This is a genomic window from Streptomyces sp. NPDC023157, assembly GCF_055560575.1.
Genome location: NZ_JBVHIL010000011.1, coordinates 91,953 through 109,924 on the forward strand (window position 1 = coordinate 91,953; position 17,972 = coordinate 109,924).

Here is a 17,972-nt window from a genome sequence, read left to right on the forward strand (position 1 = left end):
CCCCGGTCCCGTCAGCTCTTGCGGTGCCCTATCAGCCGCGGCTTCTGCTCCAGGCCGTCCAGGCCGTGCCAGGCCAGGTTCACCAGGTGCGCCGCGACCTCCGCCTTCTTCGGCTTGCGCACGTCCAGCCACCACTGGCCGGTCAGCGCCACGCTGCCCACCAGAGCCTGCGCGTACAGCGGGGCCAGCTTCGGATCGAAGCCCCGGGCCTTGAACTCCAGGCCCAGGATGTCCTCCACCTGCGTGGCGATGTCGCTGATCAGCGAGGCGAAGGTGCCCGTCGACTGCGCCACCGGCGAGTCCCGGACCAGGATCCGGAAGCCGTCCGTGTAGCGCTCGATGTAGTCCAGGAGCGCGAACGCCGCCTGTTCGAGCAGCTCGCGCGGGTGACCGGCGGTCAGCGCGCCCGTCACCATGTCCAGGAGCTGGCGCATCTCCCGGTCCACCACGACCGCGTACAGGCCCTCCTTGCCGCCGAAGTGCTCGTACACCACCGGCTTGGACACCCCGGCCTTCGCCGCGATCTCCTCCACCGACGTGCCCTCGAAGCCCTTCTCCGCGAACAGCGTGCGACCGATGTCGAGGAGCTGTTCGCGGCGCTCGGCGCCCGTCATCCTCACCCGGCGGCCACGCCGGGGCTTCGGTTCGCTCGTACTGCCTGTACTGCCGTCGTTCGCCACGTCTTCCATCATGCCGCGTCGGCGGGCGCGCTCTGGCGCCGGGCTTCGATGCGGGAGGCGGCCGGCCAGCGCACGTCGGACGCCCAGCCGAGCTGCTCGAACCAGCGGATCAGCCGCGCGCTGGAGTCGACCTGCCCCCGCAGGACACCGTGCCGGGCCGAGGTCGGGTCCGCGTGGTGCAGGTTGTGCCAGGACTCGCCGCAGGACAGCACCGCGAGCCACCACACGTTGCCCGAGCGGTCACGCGACTTGAAGGGGCGCTTGCCCACCGCGTGGCAGATCGAGTTGATCGACCAGGTGACGTGGTGCAGCAGCGCCACCCGGACCAGGGAACCCCAGAAGAACGCCGTGAACGCGCCCCACCACGACATCGTCACCAGACCGCCGACGACCGGCGGGATCGCCAGCGACACCACGGTCCACAGCACGAACTGGCGGGAGATCACGCGGATCGCCGGGTCCTTGATCAGATCGGGCGCGTACGTGTGCTGCGGCGTCTGCTCCTCGTCGAACATCCAGCCGATGTGCGCCCACCACAGCCCCTTCATCAGGGCCGGCAGCGTCTCACCGAACCGCCACGGCGAGTGCGGGTCGCCCTCCGCGTCCGAGAACCTGTGGTGCTTGCGGTGATCCGCCACCCAGCGCACCAGCGGCCCCTCGACCGCCAGCGAGCCCATGACGGCCAGCGCGATCCGCAGCGGGCGCTTCGCCTTGAACGAGCCGTGCGTGAAGTAGCGGTGGAAGCCGATCGTGATGCCGTGGCAGCCGATGTAGTACATCGCCGTCATGAGCCCCAGATCGAGCCAGCTCACCCCCCAGCCCCAGGCCAGCGGCACCGCCGCGACCAGGGCCAGGAAGGGCACCGTGATGAACAGCAGCAGCGTGATCTGCTCGACCGAACGCTTGCTGTCACCGCCCAGCGTGGCGGAGGGCAGGTCCGGGGCGGACCCGCCCGCCTCGGCAGCGGATTCCGAGGTCACCTCGGGGCTGATGGTCATGGGTGTCCCCTGGGGGGTGAGGGTGAGGGTGCGTACGAAGGAAGCCGAGGCTACGGTCCCGTAACCTACGGCGACGTAAGTATGGCAGCGCGTCGGCGCCCGGCAAGAGTGTCTAAGCCGGGGCGTTGCCCGTGCCGCCGAACCGGACACCTATCCTGGGTGCGTCGGACAGCGCGGTCCGCAAGCCTCCAGTACCCCTCCAGACGTGCTCAAACACTGCAAGGAGCCGCACCTGTGAGCAGTGCCGACCAGACCTCCACAGCCAGCGCCGAACTGCGCTCCGACATCCGCCGACTGGGCGACCTGCTGGGCGAGACGCTCGTCCGCCAGGAGGGCCCGGAGCTCCTCGACCTCGTCGAGAAGGTCCGCCGCCTCACCCGCGAGGACGGCGAGGCCGCCGCCGAGCTGCTGCGCGGCGTCGAGCTGGAGACCGCCGCCCGCCTGGTGCGCGCCTTCTCCACCTACTTCCACCTGGCCAACGTCACCGAACAGGTGCACCGCGGCCGCGAGATGCGCGAGCGGCGTGCCGCCGAGGGCGGCCTGCTCGCCCGTACGGCCGACATGCTCAAGGACGGCGACGCCGCCCACGTACGCGAGACGATCAAGAACCTCAACGTACGGCCGGTGTTCACCGCCCACCCCACCGAGGCCGCCCGCCGCTCGGTCCTCAACAAGCTCCGGCGCATCGCCGCGCTCCTGGAGACCCCGGTCATCGAGGCCGACCGGCGCCGCCACGACCTCCGGCTCGCCGAGAACATCGACCTCATCTGGCAGACCGACGAGCTGCGCGTCGTGCGGCCCGAGCCCGCCGACGAGGCCCGCAACGCCATCTACTACCTCGACGAACTGCACGCCAACGCCGTCGGCGACGTCCTGGAGGACCTCGCCGCCGAGCTGGAGCGGGTCGGCTTCGAACTGCCCTCCGGCACCCGCCCGCTCACCTTCGGCACCTGGATCGGCGGCGACCGCGACGGCAACCCCAACGTCACCCCGCAGGTCACCTGGGACGTGCTGATCCTCCAGCACGAGCACGGCATCACCGACGCCCTCGAACTCGTCGACTTCCTGCGCGGACTGCTCTCCAACTCCATCCGCTACACCGGCGCCACCCAGGAGCTCCTGGACTCCCTCCAGGCCGACCTGGAGCGCCTCCCGGAGATCAGCCCCCGCTACAAGCGCCTCAACGCCGAGGAGCCCTACCGGCTCAAGGCGACCTGCGTCCGCCAGAAGCTGGTCAACACCCGCGAGCGCCTGGCCACCGGCACCCCGCACATCGAGGGCCGCGACTACCTCGGCACCGCCGAACTCCTGCGCGACCTCACCCTGATCCAGACCTCGCTGCGCGAGCACCGCGGCGGCCTCTTCGCCGACGGCCGGATGGACCGCACCATCCGCACCCTGGCCGCGTTCGGCCTCCAGCTCGCCACCATGGACGTACGCGAACACGCCGACGCCCACCACCACGCCCTCGGCCAGCTCTTCGACCGGCTCGGCGAGGAGTCCTGGCGGTACGCCGACATGCCGCGCGACTACCGGCAGAAGCTGCTCGCCAAGGAGCTCAGGTCGCGCCGCCCGCTGGCGCCCACGCCCGCCCCGCTCGACGCGGCCGGGCAGAAGACCCTCGGCGTCTTCCACACCGTCAAGGAGGCCTTCGAGCGCTTCGGCCCGGAGGTCATCGAGTCCTACATCATCTCGATGTGCCAGGGCGCCGACGACGTCTTCGCCGCCACCGTCCTCGCCCGCGAGGCCGGCCTGATCGACCTCCACGCCGGCTGGGCCGAGATCGGCATCGTGCCGCTCCTGGAGACCACCGACGAACTCCGGGCCGCCGACGTCATCCTCAACGACATGCTGGCCGACCCCTCCTACCGGCGCCTCGTCTCGCTGCGCGGCGACGTCCAGGAGGTCATGCTCGGCTACTCGGACTCCTCCAAGTTCGGCGGCATCACCACCTCACAGTGGGAGATCCACCGCGCCCAGCGCCGGCTGCGCGACGTCGCCCACCGCTACGGCGTGCGCCTGCGCCTCTTCCACGGCCGCGGCGGCACCGTCGGCCGCGGCGGCGGCCCCTCGCACGACGCGATCCTCGCCCAGCCCTGGGGCACCCTGGAGGGCGAGATCAAGGTGACCGAGCAGGGCGAGGTCATCTCCGACAAGTACCTCATCCCGTCGCTGGCCAGGGAGAACCTGGAACTCACGGTCGCCGCCACGCTCCAGGCCTCCGCCCTGCACACCGCGCCCCGCCAGTCCGACGAGGCGCTGGCCCGCTGGGACGCGGCCATGGACACCGTCTCGGACGCCGCCCACTCGGCGTACCGCCGCCTGGTCGAGGACCCGGACCTGCCCGCGTACTTCTTCGCGGCCACCCCGGTCGACCAGCTCGCCGACCTGCACCTCGGCTCCCGCCCCTCGCGCCGCCCCGACTCCGGCGCCGGCCTCGACGGACTGCGGGCCATCCCGTGGGTGTTCGGCTGGACCCAGTCCCGGCAGATCGTCCCCGGCTGGTTCGGCGTCGGCTCCGGCCTGAAGGCGCTCCGCGAGGCCGGCCTGGACGCCGTCCTCGGCGAGATGCACGAACACTGGCACTTCTTCCGCAACTTCGTCTCCAACGTCGAGATGACGCTGGCCAAGACGGACCTGCGGATCGCCCGCCACTACGTCGACACCCTCGTCCCGGACGACCTCAAGCACGTCTTCGACACCATCGAGGCCGAGCACGCCCTCACCGTCCAGGAGGTCCTCAAGGTGACGGGCGGCGAGCGGCTGCTCGACTCCCACCCGGCGCTCCAGCAGACCTTCGCCATCCGCGACGCCTACCTGGACCCGATCTCCTACCTCCAGGTCGCCCTGCTCGCCCGCCAGCGGTCCGCCGCCGAGCGCGGCGAGGACCCGGACCCGCTGCTCTCCCGCGCGCTCCTGCTCACGGTGAACGGCGTGGCGGCCGGCCTGCGCAACACCGGCTGACGGCCCCTCCGGAACCGGACACGACAGTGCCCCCGCGGGATCTCCCCGCGGGGGCACTGTCATGACGGCGTGCGCCGCCGGTACCGCCGGGCCTTAGTGCTGCTGGGCCTTGCGGCGACGGCTCACCAGGAAGGCACCGGCGCCCGCGAGGACGGCGGCGACGGCGGCCAGGACGCCGATGGGGGCGCTGGAGCCGGTCTGGGCCAGGTTCCCGTCGGTGCCGTTGGTGCCGCCGTTCGAACCGCCGGCGCCCTCGGTGGAGCCGGGGGTGGTGGCGGAGGCGGACGGCGACTCGGAGGAGCCGGGGGTGCCGGTCGTCGGCGAGCCGGACGGGGTCTCCGACGGGGTGCCGGACGGCGTGCCCGAGGGGGTGCCGGACGGGGTGCCCGACGGGGTCCCGCTCGGGGTGCCGGACGGCGTGCCCGAGGGGGTGCCGGTCGGGTTGCCGGGGTTCTCCTCGCCGGGCTCGCAGTCGGTCTTGAAGACCTTCTGCTTGGCACGGCCGTTCTCGCCCGCGAAGTTCCAGAACAGCTTGTACTGGCCGTTCGGGAGGGTCATGTCCGCGGTGCGCTCGTGGCCGTCACCGTCGAGGACGAGGGAGCCCTCCTTGACGGTGGTGCCCTTGTCCTGCTCGTTGTTGGCCCAGGCCTCGATGTGCCACTCGACCTTCTGGTCGGCGTCGAAGCCGAAGGCGTCCAGGTAGAACGAGCAGACCTTGGGCTCGTTCTTCTTGAGTTCTTCGCCGGTCTTCGAGTCGTGGATCTTCACGGTGCCGTTGTCGCCGTGCGGGTTGCCGCTGGCGAGGGCGCTCGGCGCCAGGACCAGGGAGCCTGCCACGGCCGCGACAAGCGCGCCGGCGGATATGAGGGATCGTCGCATGTGCAGTCGTCCATTTGGGATGAGGGAAGCCGTGGGGGGCGGCTGGGGCAGCCTATCCGTCGCTTTAAGTCACCCTTAACCCAAGGGACGATAACGATTCCGTGGGATCGCGCCACGCTGTCCGAAAACCCTCAGAGCGCGAAGAATGCCCCCAGCAACACCGCCGCCCCCGCCCCCGCCACCGACCACGCCGTCCTCGGCAACCGCATCCCCCCACCGATCAGCGGCGCCGCCAACAGCAGCGCCCCGCCCAGCGGCAGCCACGCGTGCAGCCCCCCGCCCCAGCCCACGCGCACGGCCTCCTGCGTGCCCGGCTTCACCACCACCGGCAGGACGTCGCCCTTCTCCGCCGCCACCGAATGCGCGATCGTCACCGCCCGCAGACCCGAGGCCGGATCGTCCGGCACATAACGCCCACTGCACGTCTCCTCGGTGCAGCCGGTCACCGTCAACGTGCCGTGCTCACGCCCCTGCGCGAGCAGCACATGCTGGGCCGTCCCCCAGGAGGACCAGGCACCCGCGACGAGCAGGAGCAGGACGACGAGGGCCATGGCGGCGTTACGGGCGAGCGTCATGACCCGCGATCGTACAGTCGTACGTGCCGACCGCGGCGCCCTACGTGTTGTACGCCGACTGCGCCCGCTCCAGCCCCTCCGCCACCAGACACTCCACCGCGTCCGCCGCCCGGTCCACGAAGTAGTCCAGCTCCTTGCGCTCCGTCGACGAGAAGTCCTTCAGGACGAAGTCCGCGACCTGCATCCGGCCCGGCGGCCGCCCGATGCCGAAACGCAGCCGGTGGTACTCCGCACCCATCGACTTCGTCATCGACTTCAGACCGTTGTGCCCGTTGTCGCCGCCGCCGATCTTCAGCCGCAGCACCCCGTAGTCGATGTCCAGCTCGTCATGGACCGCCACGATGCGCGCCGTCGGCACCTTGTAGAAGTCGCGCAGCGCCGTCACCGGACCGCCCGACAGATTCATGTACGACATCGGCTTCGCCAGCACCACCCGGCGGTTGGCCGGCCCGGGCGGACCCATCCGGCCCTCCACCACCTGCGCCTGCGCCTTCTGCGCCCGCTTGAACTTGCCGCCGATGCGCTCGGCCAGCAGGTCCGCCACCATGAAGCCCACGTTGTGCCGGTTGCCCGTGTGCTCCGGGCCCGGGTTGCCGAGGCCGACGATCAGCCAGGGGGCGTTCGCGTCGTCCGTCATCTGCGTCACGTCTCCTCGTATGCGTACAGACAGAAAGAAACGGGGTGGCGGACCGTTCCCGGCCCGTCACCCCGTCACGTCAAGCAGAGCCTACGGCTCAGGCCTCGGCGCCCTCGGCGGCCTCGGTGCCCTCGGCGGCCGGCTCCTCGGCCTGCGCGGCCAGGACCTGCAGGACGACGGCGTCGGCGTCGGTCACCAGGGTGGCGCCCTTCGGGAGGACGATGTCCTTCGCGAGGATGGAGGCACCGGCCGCCAGGCCCTCCACGGAGACCGTGACGGCCTCGGGGAGGTGGGTGGCCTCGGCCTCGACGGAGAGGGTGCCGAGCACGTGCTCCAGCAGGTTGCCACCGGCGGCCAGCTCGCCCTCGGCCTGGACCGGGATCTCGACCGTGACCTTCTCGCCGCGCTTCACGAGGATCAGGTCGACGTGGACGAGGAAGCCCTTGATGGCGTCACGCTGGACGGCCTTCGGGATCGCCAGCTCGTTCTTGCCCTCGATGTCCAGGGAGAGCAGGACGTTCGGCGTACGCAGCGCCAGGGCCAGCTCGTGGGACGGGAGGGTGATGTGGGCCGGCTCCGAGCCGTGGCCGTAGACGACGGCGGGAACCTGGCTGGCACGGCGGATGGCGCGGGCGGCGCCCTTGCCGAACTCGGTACGGACGGAAGCGGCGAGCTTGACCTCGGACATGTGCACTCCTCGTATGGGTGGTGACGTCTGTGACTGTCACCCGGCCACGACTGGCGATGGCCTGCTACGAAGAGCGCGTCGATAACGGACCGCCGGGATCCACAGGATCCGGCCTCCCTCGCCGAGCAACCACGACAGTCTAGCGGCAGCCCACCGGGCACCCAAATGGATCACCCTGGGGGCACGCGTAAGGGCCGCCTCCCCAGGGGAGACGACCCTTACGTCAGCTACTTCTCAGGCTCCAGGCTTCGGGCTTCGGGCCTCTCGGGCCTTCGGCCGAGACGCGAGGCTCAGTGCTCCTCGAAGAGGCTCGTCACCGAACCGTCCTCGAACACCTCACGCACCGCGCGCGCGATCGTCGGCGCGATCGACAGCACCGTGATCTTGTCGAGCTCCAGCGAGCTCGGGTCGGGCAGCGTGTCCGTGAACACGAACTCGCTGACCTTCGAGTTCTTCAGACGATCGGCGGCCGGGCCCGACAGGATGCCGTGCGTCGCCGTCACGATGACGTCCTCCGCGCCGTGCGCGAACAGGGCGTCCGCAGCCGCGCAGATCGTGCCCGCGGTGTCGACCATGTCGTCCACCAGGACACACACACGGCCCTTCACGTCACCGACGACCTCGTGGACGGTCACCTGGTTGGCGACGTCCTTGTCACGCCGCTTGTGGACGATCGCCAGCGGCGCGTCCAGACGGTCGCACCAGCGGTCCGCCACCCGCACCCGGCCGGCGTCCGGAGACACGATCGTCAGCTTCGACCGGTCCACCTTCGCGCCGACGTAGTCCGCCAGCACCGGCAGCGCCGACAGGTGGTCCACCGGACCGTCGAAGAAGCCCTGGATCTGGTCCGTGTGCAGGTCGACCGTGAGGATGCGGTCCGCACCCGCGGTCTTCAGCAGATCGGCGACCAGACGGGCCGAGATCGGCTCACGGCCGCGGTGCTTCTTGTCCTGACGGGCGTAGCCGTACGACGGGACGATCACGGTGATGCTCCGGGCCGAAGCCCGCTTCAGAGCATCGAGCATGATCAACTGCTCCATGATCCACTTGTTGATCGGAGCCGTGTGGCTCTGGATCAGGAAGCAGTCCGCGCCACGGGCCGACTCCTGGAAGCGGACGTAGATCTCACCGTTGGCGAAGTCGAAAGCCTTGGTCGGCACGATGCCGACACCCAGCTGGTGTGCGACCTCCTCGGCCAGCTCGGGGTGGGCGCGGCCGGAGAAGAGCATGAGCTTCTTCTCGCCGGTCGTCTTGATCCCGGTCACAGCACTGTCTCCTCGACGGTTTCTCTGGCCGCGGATCCCCGCACTCCCGTGCGCGTGTGCGAACCAGCCGAATTTGTGTGCACGTATCACGGTACGCCGAGTTCGACGTACTCGTTTCCGGTCAGCTTTCGCCGACAGAGTTCTCCGAGGCGGCATGAGCCGCCTGCGCGGCCGCGCTGCCCGGACGCTTACGGGCCACCCAGCCCTCGATATTCCGCTGCTGACCACGGGCGACAGCCAGCGAACCCGGCGGCACGTCCTTCGTGATCACGGACCCGGCGGCGGTGTACGCCCCGTCCCCGATCGTGATGGGTGCCACAAACATGTTGTCCGAACCCGTACGGCAGTGAGAGCCGATCGTCGTGTGGTGCTTCGCCTCACCGTCGTAGTTCACGAAGACGCTCGCCGCGCCGATGTTCGTGTACTCGCCGATCGTCGCGTCACCCACATACGACAGATGGGGGACCTTCGTACCCTCGCCCACCACGGCGTTCTTCATCTCGACGTACGTACCGGCCTTCGCCTTCGCGCCCAGCTTCGTCCCCGGACGCAGATACGCGAACGGCCCCACGGACGCGCCCTCGCCCACCACGGCGGAGTCGGCGACCGTGTTGTCCACCCGCGCCCCACGCGCCACCGTCGTGTCCGAGAGCCGCGTGTTCGGACCCACCACGGCGTCCTCGCCCACATGCGTCGCACCCAGCAGCAGCGTGTTCGGCAGCACCACCGCGTCCGGCTCGAACGTCACCGTGACGTCCACGAACGTCGAACCCGGGTCCACCACCGTCACACCCGCGAGCATCGCCCGCTCCAGCAGCCGCTGGTTCAGCAGCGCACGGGCCTCCGCCAACTGCACCCGGTTGTTGATCCCCAGGATCTCCCGGTGGTCGACGGCGACCGAAGCACCCACCCGGTGACCCGCCTCACGCAGGATCGACAGCACATCGGTCAGGTACTCCTCGCCCTGACTGTTGTCCGTCCGCACCTTGCCCAGCGCGTCCGCCAGCAGCACCCCGTCGAACGCGAACACCCCCGAGTTGATCTCCCGGATCGCCCGCTGCGCGTCGGAGGCGTCCTTGTGCTCGACGATCGCGGTCACCGCGCCGGCCCCGTCCCGCACGATCCGCCCGTAGCCGGTCGCGTCCGGGACCTCGGCCGTCAGCACCGTCACGGCGTTCCCGTCGGCCGCGTGCGTCGCGGCGAGCGCCCGCAGCGTCTCACCGGACAGCAGCGGAGTGTCGCCGCAGACCACGACCACGGTCCCCTCGGGCGCCCGCCCGAGCTCCCCGAGCGCCATCCGCACCGCGTGCCCGGTCCCGTTCTGCTCCTCCTGCACCGCGGTCCGCGTCCCCGCGTACCGCTCGTCCAGGTGCCCCTTGACCTGCTCCCGCGCATGCCCCACGACCACGACCAGGTCCTCGGGCTCCAGCTCACGAGCGGCGGACACGACATGCCCGACGAGCGAACGCCCGGCGATCTCGTGCAGAACCTTGGGCGTCTTCGACTTCATACGGGTGCCCTCACCCGCTGCGAGGACGACGACCACGGCGGCCATGGGGGTTCCCCCTGTTCGAGCGGAGCCGAGAACTTGGGGGAGGTTGGCGCTCACGGGAATGCCCTTCGGCTTCGGGTGGTGGACTTCCGAAGGATACCGGGGGGTACTGGGCGGGGTATGAGTAAGGGTCCCGACCTGAGCGGTCGGGACCCTTTGTCCTGTCGGCTCCCCTGCCAGGACTCGAACCCGGACATAGGACTCCAAAGGTCCCAGTGCTGCCGATTACACCACAGGGGATAGCTAAGTCGACCAAATCGGACATCACGTCATGCCGGCCGAGTCGACGGCACCTACTATGCCGCACCACCAGCCCTCGATGCGACGGTAAAGCTCGGCGCCCTGCGCGACGCGGATGACGAGGCAGCCGCGATAGTCGGAGCCGGTGTTCTTCCGGACCGTCTTCGGGTTGTGCTTCTTGATCGTGGTCCGCCGGAAGCCGGCCGGGTCGACACCGACGAGATCGGCCCAATAGCGCTGTGCGCCCTCGGCGTCCGCCGTCGCATGGATCATGACGCGGAAGCTGAGCCGTTCCGGCTCGATCCTCAGAAGGCGCAGCCAGGCCAGGTAGACCCGGATGACACCGGGATCGCTGTTCACGAACTGGACGTTCTCCCGGCGTGCGTACGACTTGTCCTTCGCGCCTTCCGCCCAGTACAGAGCCGCCCCCGCGAGCAGAAGTTCGCGCTCCGTCATCGGGCCGACCTCCAGGCTCGCTGCCCGCTTGGTGCTCCGGCGCTCCGCGTCACGCACGGCGAGCTCGTGCTCCCAGCGCCTGCGCCCGGCGATCCTGGCCTGCTCGGACGGTGCGCGGCACGCCGGCTTCGGCAGGTCCCGGACCCACAGCGAGATCGAGCTCTTCGAGCAGCCCAGCTCCAGCTGGATCTGGTCGTACGTCCTGCCCTCCAGGCGCAGCTCGCGCGCCCGCTCCCGGAGGTCGTCCCTGGCGTTGGGGCGCTTCGTCCATTCCGGGGGCGGCTCGCCCTGGACGAGGCGGTGGAGCATGTCGTTGTTGTAGACCTGCAGGCGGTCGCGGATCTGGCGGAGGCTGAGGCCCTCGCGGCGTAACGCGACGGCCTGCTCGCGCAGGTCTTCGTAGTCGGCGTAGCGGCTGGTCTCGGGTGTCGTGCGTGTCATGGATCCACCGTCGTCCGGAATGCGGACGTCCGGGTCGAAAACCCTGTCGATTCAACAGTTCGAGCGACTGGTGTGCGCACAGGTTGACGGTCGCCGCTCCGGGCGGCGGTAGGGGCGGGAAAAACGCTGGTGCTCGCCCGTAGGGTGGACGGCATGACCGCAACGGGGGCAGATCAGGACGCTGTGGGCGCGCGCGCCCCGCGTAGCTGGTGGTGGTGGGGGAGACGGCGCGGTGTCGTGCTGGACGTGGCGTTGGCCGTCGTGTCCGCGCTGGAGTGCGGGCTCGAAGGGATCGGCTTCGCCGAGAAGGCGTCGTTGCCGGTGCCCGTCGGGGTGCTGTTCGGACTGATGGTCGGGTCCGTCCTGCTGGTGCGGCGCCGCTGGCCGATCACCGTCGTGCTCGTGTCGATCGCCGTCACGCCCGCCGAGATGGGCTACCTGATGGGCATCGTCGGCCTCTACTCGCTGGCCGCCTCGGAGGTGCCCCGGCGGTTCACCGCCGCGCTCGCCGGCATGTCCACGGTCGCCGTGTACGTGGTGACGATGGTCCGGCTCCGTCAGGACGTCGCCCACGCCGACGTGGACCAGCAGGACTTCGACCCCAGCGGCTGGTACGTCCCCGTCGTCTCCCTCTTCATGACCCTGGGCCTCAACGCCCCGCCGCTCCTGTTCGGCCTCTACATAGGCGCCCGGCGCCGGCTCATGGAGTCCCTCCGTGAGCGCGCCGACAGCCTGGAGCAGGAGCTGTCGCTGCTCGCCGACCGGGCCGAGCAGCGTGCGCAGTGGGCGCGGCGGGAGGAGCGGACGCGGATCGCGCGCGAGATGCACGACGTCGTGGCCCACCGGGTGTCGCTGATGGTGGTGCACGCGGCGGCGTTGCAGGCGGTGGCGTTGAAGGATCCGCAGAAGGCGGTGCGGAACGCGGCGCTCGTCGGCGACATGGGCCGGCAGGCGCTGACGGAGCTGCGGGAGATGCTGGGGGTGCTCCGTGAGGAGGTCCCGAGGGCGTCCCCGGCCCTGCCGCTTGCGGCGGTCGGCCGTGCCGCCGCTGCCGCGGCCGAGGCCGCCGCGGCGGACGGCGGCCCGTGCCTGGACGCTCTGGAGGCGCTGGTGGAGCAGTCGCGGCAGGCCGGTGCGGTGGTGGAGCTGGTGGTGCTGGGCGAGCCCCGCGCGTACGGCGCGGAGGTGGAGCAGACGGCGTACCGGGTGGTCCAGGAGGCGCTGACCAACGTGCACAAGCACGCGGCGGGCGCCGAGGTCGTGGTGCGTCTGGCGCACCGCGAGGCCGAGGTCGCGATGCAGGTGGAGAACGGTCCCTCGGACGCGGCGGCCGCCGACGCGCATCTGCCGAGCGGCGGGAACGGTCTGGTCGGCATGCGGGAGCGCGTGTCGGGTCTCGGCGGGGTGTTCGTGTCGGGGCCGACGGACGCGGGCGGTTTCAAGGTGAGTGCGGTGTTGCCGGTGGCGGCGGTGGTGGTGGGGGAGACGGCTTAGGGGGCCGTTGTGCGGGCCGTCGTGTGGGGCGTTCTACGGGCCGTTTGGAGAGCGGCGCTCTCCATCGGTCCATCGGTCCATCTGCCCATCAGTCCGTCAGTCCATCGGCCGGCCGTCTCGCTCAGCTCCCCGCCACCAGTCGTGTCGGCTGTGTCCCCGTGATGAGGGTCGACAGGGCCGCGTCGATGTCCCGGCCCAGGTACCAGTCGCCGGTGTGGTCGATGCTGTAGACGCGTCCTTCGGCGTCCATCGCGAGGACCGCGCGGTGTTCGCCCTCCTCGCCGAGCGGGGCCAACTCGGTGTCGAGGGCGCGGCCGAGGTCGCCGAGGGTGCGGGCGAGGTGGATGCCGGCGAGGGGGTCGAAGCGGAGGGCGGCGGGGGCTATCTGGCGTCCGTTCCCGGGGGCGGTGATGTGCAGGCCGCCGAATTCGGCCCAGGCTTCGACCGCGGCGGGGAAGACGCTGTGCCGGTGGCCGGCGGGGGTGACGTGGGCGCGCAGGGTGTCGGCCCATTCTTCGGCGAGCTTGATGTCCCAGCGGCCGGGCTGCCAGCCGGCCTCGCGCAGGGCGGCGTCGACGTTGACCGGGAATCGGGTGCTGTTCAGGTCGGGCATGGGTGTGGTTCTGCCGTTCTGGGCGTGGGGGGCGGCCGTGTCGTCGGCCCGGTCGGACGGGTTCAGGCGTCGGCCGGGTCGACGGCGCGGACGCCGAAGTGCGCGAGCATCGCCGTACAGGAGCGGCAGGGTGTGGCGTAGCTGCCGTGCAGCGGGTCGCCGTCCTCGCGGATGCGCCGTGCGGTGATTTTGGCGTGCTTGAGGGAGCGGCGGGCCTCGCTCTGGGTGAGCGGTTTGCGCTGGGCTCGTTTGGAGCGGGTGCTCTCGGTGGCGGTGAGGGCACGGGAGAGCAGGATCGCTTCCGGGCAGCGTCCGGTGAAGCGTTCGCGCTGGCCGCTCGTGAGGGTGTCGAGGAAGTCCTGGACGAGCGGGTGGAGGGCGGGTGCCCGGTCGCCGCGGGCGGCGGTGCAGGTGAGGGTCTCGCCGCGGACGGACAGGGCCGCGCCGACGGCGGGCAGGATTCCGTCGCGGCGGTGACGCAGTAAGGGTGCGCGCTGACTGTCGGCGTCGCTGCCCCAACTGAGGCGTGGGTCACCCTGTGTGGGCGCTGGTGCCGGTGTGGTGCTTGCGTGCATGGTGCTGGTCTTCCCCTCCCGCAATCCCCCGAGTTGCTGTAACAGCCTGCCAAACGTGGTACCGGATGGGGAAGCTGGGGCGTGGAAACGTGCTTTCGGTGTGTCGGAATCATGGCGGTGCTGTCATGCCGTCGTGACACGCGGTCACCATGGGCGGGGTGGGCGCATCGGGCCGGGTCGGGGGCGCGTGGCACCGCTTAGGCTGTGCGGACCAACCAGCAGCAGTCGGCGCCAGTCGGCAGCAGTCACAGGGGGCAACCGCCATGACGACAGGTCGGCTCGGCCAGGACACCGCGCCGCCGAACTCGGCGTACGCCGGGCAGGTCGTGCACTTCCCGGATCCGGTCCGGGCCTCCCGGCATCCCCGAGGGGTGCGGGTGGACGAGCGCGGCTACCCGGACTTCTCGGCGTACGCGCGGGCGGCGGCGGAGATCGCCGATCCGCCGGAGGGTTTCGGTGTCGACGAACTGCGCCTGACGGACTACGTGTCGGCGAACGCGGCGCTGGCCGCGACGGGGCACGAGCTGTGGGAGACGATCCCGGCGGTGGCGACCCCGCACGGCTGGACCTGGCACCACGTGGCGCACACGCGCCGGCTGGAGCTGGTGCCCGTCGAGGTGAAGGCGTTGCTGCGGCACCACGGTGGGGTGACGACGGCCGCCGTGGACCACGCGAAGCGCGGGACGCGGCCGCTGCAGGAGACCCGGCCCGCGCACTTCGGGCTGCCGAAGCGTGCGTTGCCGGTGTCGGAGCAGCAGCTCCAGGGGGTCGAGGAGGATCTCGGCTACCGGCTCCCGGGTGCGTACCGTTCGTTCCTGAAGGCGGCGGGCGGCTGCGCGCCGAGGGGTGCCGCGCTCGACGCGGAGCTGGGTCTGCTCGTGGACCAGCCGTTCTTCACGGTGCGCGAGGAGGCCGGGGTCAACGACCTCGTGTACGTGAACAAGTGCCTTCGCGACCATCTGACGAAGGACTACCTGGGTGTGGCGTTCGTCCAGGGTGGTCTGCTCGCGGTGAAGGTGAAGGGCGAGGCGGTCGGCTCGGTGTGGTTCTGCGCCTACGACGACGCGCGCGACCGTGACGGCTGGTCGGTGAACGAGCGGGTGGAGCGGTTGCTGCTGCCCTGCGGTGCCGACTTCGACGTGTTCCTGCAGCGTCTCGCGGGCAATCCGCCGGAGCTGGAGACGGTGGCGAACCTGATGGTGGACGGCGGCTTCGCGCGCGCTGTTCCCGTGGTCCCGGTGGGGGAGTGAACTGGCTGTGGTGACGTTCGCGCAGGCGCAGGAGCGCGCCGAGGAGTGGATCAACGGCGATGTGCCGGCCTATCTGCACCGGGAGGTGCGGGTGCGGGAGTTCGGGCTCGGCTTCGTCGTGTGGGCGGAGGACCGCGAGGAGGCGCCGACCCCGGACGCGGGCCGGCAGCGGCTGGTCATCGCCCGCGACAGCGGCGAGGCGACGCTGTGGCCGGGCCTGCCGGTGGGTGAGGTCATCCGCCGTTACGAGGAGGAGTACGGCGCGGTCGCGGAGCCGGCCGCGTCGGTTCCGGCGCAGGCGTCCGCCCGGATCGACCTGAACCAGACGTCGTTCCTGCTGAGCCCGCCGGAGTGGCTCCAGGAGGCGGCGGACAAGATCGGCCTGCCGCCGGTGGCGTCGAACGCGTCGCAGGCGAGCGCGGGGGCGTCGTCGGCGTCGTCCGAGGCGTCGGAGGCGTCGGCGTCGGTGGCGTCGCCCGTGTCGTCGGAGTCGGGGGAGTTCCCGGGATCCGAGGCTGCGGGTGCGCCGGAGGTGCCGGTTTCCGCCGAGGAGCACTCTGTGCCCGCGCCGTTGCCCGTCCCTGTGCCCGCGCCGCTGCCCGTCCCCGAGTCCGCGCCGCTGCCCGTCCCCGAGTCCGCGCCGGCGCCCGAGGCCTCCCCGGCCCCGGCGCCCGTCGCGGCCCAGGCCCCGCCGGTGCCGTCGGCTCCGGAGCCCGCCCCGGTCGACGCCTCCGCGGCCGACCCCGTACCCGCCCCCGCGCCGTCCTCGTCGAGCCCCTGGGCGGACGCGAACGCGAGCGCGGGCGGTGCCGACGGGGCCGTTCCGCTGCCGGCGACGGTGTTCGCGCCGCCGCTCTCGGGGGCGGACGACGAGGACGCGCCGCCGCCGGTCGTGGGGGCGGACGCTCCCACCGCGCTCATGAAGGGCGGCAGCGCGCTGCCCGCGACGGCCATCGCGCCGCGCCTGAACACGGACGCCCCGTTCCAGCAGGGCGGTCCCGCGGTGCCGCCGGGCCCGCCGAGCCCGCCCCCCGGTCCGCCGGCCCCGCAGCCGAGCGCTCCGCCCGTACCGCCGGGCACGCCCGGTGCAGCGAACCTCGCGGACGCGGCGACCGACAAGGCGCCGCCCGGGGCGACGCCTCCGCCCGCCGTGCACCACGCCGCGACGATGCTGGCGCACCCGAGTCAGGGTGGGGCTGGCGCGCCGCCGCCTCCGCCTCCGCCGCCGGGGATGCCGGGTGCGCCGGGGACGCCGCCGGGTGGGGTGGCGCATGCCGCGACGATGCTGGCGCATCCGAACCAGGGTGGTCCCGGTGCGCCTCCGCCTCCGCCTCCGCCTCCGCCGCCGGGGGTCCCGGGTGCGCCGGGGACGCCGCCGGGTGGGGTGGCGCATGCCGCGACGATGCTGGCGCATCCGAACCAGGGTGGGCCTGGCGCGCCTCCGCCTCCGCCTCCGCCGCCGGGGGTCCCGGGTGCGCCCGGGACGCCGCCGGGTGGGATCGCGCACGCCGCGACGATGCTGGCGCAGCCCGGTCCGTCGGGTCTTGCCGGGCCGCCTCCGCCGCCCGGTCCCGTGCCGGCGCCGATGAACGCGCCCGTGCCGCCGCCCGCGTACGGGTACCCGCAGCAGCCGCCCGCCGGGCTGCCGACCGTGGGTCCCGGCTACCAGGCCGTGCTGCGCTACCGCGCGCCCGACGGCTCGGAGCAGCAGATCATCCGCCGTTCCGCGCCGGGCACCCCGCACCCGGAGTGGCAGATCCTGCACGAGCTGCGCGCGATGAACGTACCGCCGCAGCAAGTGCTCGAACTGCACACGGAGTTGGAGTCCTGCGAGCTGCCGGGTGGTTACTGCGCGCGGATGATCCGGGAGACCTGGCCGCAGGCGCGGATCACCAACATCGCGCCGTACGGGCGTGATCACGCGGGCCGTCAGCAGGGCATGCAGCAACTCATCACCCATCAGGGCGAGTTGCATCAGGTCGCGGACGGTCCGGCGCGGCCCGCGCCGGTGCGGGCGCCGTTGCCGCAGGTGCAGCCGGCGCCGCCGCTGCCGCCGGACGGGGTGGCGCAGGAGCTGGCCGGGGCGTTCGGTCCTGGCATCCTGCGCTTCGACCAGCGCGCGGTGTCCCGGCAGGGCGTTCCGGAGCTGGTGGCGGTCACGCTCGTGTGGGCGGGGCTGCCGGCCGACTTCGGGCCGTTCTTCTGGGCGCAGCCGGCCATGCCGGTGGTGCCGACGCTCGCGGAGCTCGCGGCGCAGCGGCAGGTGCAGCCGGCGGCGGACGCCGGGTCGTACCTGGTGCTCGGTTCGGACTTCGGCCGGGCGATCTGTGTCCAGTACGGGACGGCGCACATCGTCGCCGTACCGGTGGAGGCCGGTCCGGGCGGGCAGCCGGTGCCGCCGCAGTTCGTGAACACGGGGCTGCCGGAGTTCGTGCGCTGTCTGGCGCTGCTCGGGCGCATGTGGCGGCTGCGGTTCGGGCTCAACCCGGAGCAGGCGGGCCGCTGGACGGCCGACTTCCAGGCGCAGCTGGCGATGCTGGACCCGGCGGCGCTGTCCTCGCCGGAGAACTGGTGGTCCGTGCTCCTTGAGCAGATGTGGGACGGCCTGCTGTAGGGCCTGTCCGCCGGTCCGCGCATGAGCGGGATGTGACGAAAGGCGCTCGAC

15 protein-coding genes and 1 tRNA gene are annotated in these 17,972 nt (G+C 71.6%); 4 read left to right on the forward strand and 12 right to left on the reverse strand.

Translation table 11 applies throughout. From position 1 onward, the window contains the following. Window positions 1–11: 11 nt before the first annotated feature. Both ACZ3ZE_RS33330 and ACZ3ZE_RS33335 read right to left on the reverse strand, forming a co-directional pair. Window positions 12–692, reverse strand: coding sequence for a TetR/AcrR family transcriptional regulator (locus ACZ3ZE_RS33330; protein ID WP_361171838.1), 681 nt, complete (start codon window positions 690–692; stop codon window positions 12–14). Next, the gene (locus ACZ3ZE_RS33335; RefSeq protein WP_361171840.1) at window positions 689–1,678 is read right to left on the reverse strand and encodes an acyl-CoA desaturase; all 990 of its coding nucleotides are present in this window, start codon (window positions 1,676–1,678) and stop codon (window positions 689–691) included. The genes ACZ3ZE_RS33330 and ACZ3ZE_RS33335 overlap by 4 nt, the downstream gene beginning before the upstream one ends. A gap of 234 nt (window positions 1,679–1,912) precedes the next feature. On the opposite strand from ACZ3ZE_RS33335, the gene ppc reads away from it, so the two are divergent. Next, entirely contained in the window at window positions 1,913–4,642 is a 2,730-nt protein-coding gene (gene ppc / locus ACZ3ZE_RS33340) for a phosphoenolpyruvate carboxylase (RefSeq protein WP_361171843.1), read from the forward strand. A 93-nt stretch (window positions 4,643–4,735) separates the two neighbouring features. Here ppc and ACZ3ZE_RS33345 read toward each other — a convergent pair whose 3' ends face one another. From ACZ3ZE_RS33345 to ACZ3ZE_RS33380, 8 genes are all read right to left on the reverse strand, one after another. After that, window positions 4,736–5,521 (reverse strand): LPXTG cell wall anchor domain-containing protein, encoded by a 786-nt coding sequence (locus ACZ3ZE_RS33345; RefSeq protein ID WP_363290752.1) that lies wholly within the window; start codon window positions 5,519–5,521, stop codon window positions 4,736–4,738. Window positions 5,522–5,652: 131 nt separating this feature from the next. Beyond that, a complete protein-coding gene (locus ACZ3ZE_RS33350; RefSeq protein ID WP_361171850.1) occupies window positions 5,653–6,096 on the reverse strand; it encodes a hypothetical protein in 444 nt (147 codons plus the stop codon). Window positions 6,097–6,136: 40 nt separating this feature from the next. After that, window positions 6,137–6,733 carry an aminoacyl-tRNA hydrolase gene (pth, locus tag ACZ3ZE_RS33355; RefSeq protein WP_467261779.1) on the reverse strand — a complete coding sequence of 199 codons (597 nt, stop codon included), beginning with the start codon at window positions 6,731–6,733 and terminating at the stop codon, window positions 6,137–6,139. A 97-nt stretch (window positions 6,734–6,830) separates the two neighbouring features. After that, window positions 6,831–7,421 (reverse strand): 50S ribosomal protein L25/general stress protein Ctc, encoded by a 591-nt coding sequence (locus tag ACZ3ZE_RS33360; protein ID WP_361171853.1) that lies wholly within the window; start codon window positions 7,419–7,421, stop codon window positions 6,831–6,833. Between the two features lie 290 nt (window positions 7,422–7,711). Continuing rightward, window positions 7,712–8,686: a ribose-phosphate diphosphokinase gene (locus ACZ3ZE_RS33365; protein ID WP_361171856.1), complete on the reverse strand. Its 975-nt coding sequence runs from the start codon at window positions 8,684–8,686 to the stop codon at window positions 7,712–7,714. A gap of 121 nt (window positions 8,687–8,807) precedes the next feature. Then, window positions 8,808–10,241, reverse strand: a complete 1,434-nt coding sequence (gene glmU / locus ACZ3ZE_RS33370) for a bifunctional UDP-N-acetylglucosamine diphosphorylase/glucosamine-1-phosphate N-acetyltransferase GlmU (RefSeq protein WP_361171859.1) — start codon at window positions 10,239–10,241, stop codon at window positions 8,808–8,810. A 165-nt stretch (window positions 10,242–10,406) separates the two neighbouring features. Further along, window positions 10,407–10,478: transfer RNA gene (locus ACZ3ZE_RS33375), tRNA-Gln, on the reverse strand. A 24-nt stretch (window positions 10,479–10,502) separates the two neighbouring features. Then, the gene (locus ACZ3ZE_RS33380) at window positions 10,503–11,375 is read right to left on the reverse strand and encodes a hypothetical protein (protein WP_361171862.1); all 873 of its coding nucleotides are present in this window, start codon (window positions 11,373–11,375) and stop codon (window positions 10,503–10,505) included. 153 nt (window positions 11,376–11,528) lie between these two features. Here ACZ3ZE_RS33380 and ACZ3ZE_RS33385 point away from each other — a divergent pair, with 153 nt between their 5' ends. After that, window positions 11,529–12,869 carry a sensor histidine kinase gene (locus ACZ3ZE_RS33385; RefSeq protein WP_467261736.1) on the forward strand — a complete coding sequence of 447 codons (1,341 nt, stop codon included), beginning with the start codon at window positions 11,529–11,531 and terminating at the stop codon, window positions 12,867–12,869. 121 nt (window positions 12,870–12,990) lie between these two features. Here the strand turns inward: ACZ3ZE_RS33385 and ACZ3ZE_RS33390 are convergent, their stop codons facing one another. Then, window positions 12,991–13,482, reverse strand: coding sequence for an SUKH-3 domain-containing protein (locus ACZ3ZE_RS33390; RefSeq protein ID WP_361171868.1), 492 nt, complete (start codon window positions 13,480–13,482; stop codon window positions 12,991–12,993). A 62-nt stretch (window positions 13,483–13,544) separates the two neighbouring features. Next, on the reverse strand, window positions 13,545–14,057 hold the full coding sequence (locus tag ACZ3ZE_RS33395; RefSeq protein ID WP_361171871.1) for a YwqJ-related putative deaminase: 513 nt from the start codon (window positions 14,055–14,057) through the stop codon (window positions 13,545–13,547). A gap of 263 nt (window positions 14,058–14,320) precedes the next feature. Between ACZ3ZE_RS33395 and ACZ3ZE_RS33400 the strand changes: the two genes are divergently transcribed. Both ACZ3ZE_RS33400 and ACZ3ZE_RS33405 read left to right on the forward strand, forming a co-directional pair. Next, window positions 14,321–15,307 (forward strand): SMI1/KNR4 family protein, encoded by a 987-nt coding sequence (locus tag ACZ3ZE_RS33400; protein WP_361171874.1) that lies wholly within the window; start codon window positions 14,321–14,323, stop codon window positions 15,305–15,307. A 7-nt stretch (window positions 15,308–15,314) separates the two neighbouring features. Continuing rightward, window positions 15,315–17,921 (forward strand): SUKH-4 family immunity protein, encoded by a 2,607-nt coding sequence (locus ACZ3ZE_RS33405; protein WP_467261738.1) that lies wholly within the window; start codon window positions 15,315–15,317, stop codon window positions 17,919–17,921. Window positions 17,922–17,972 lie beyond the last annotated feature (51 nt).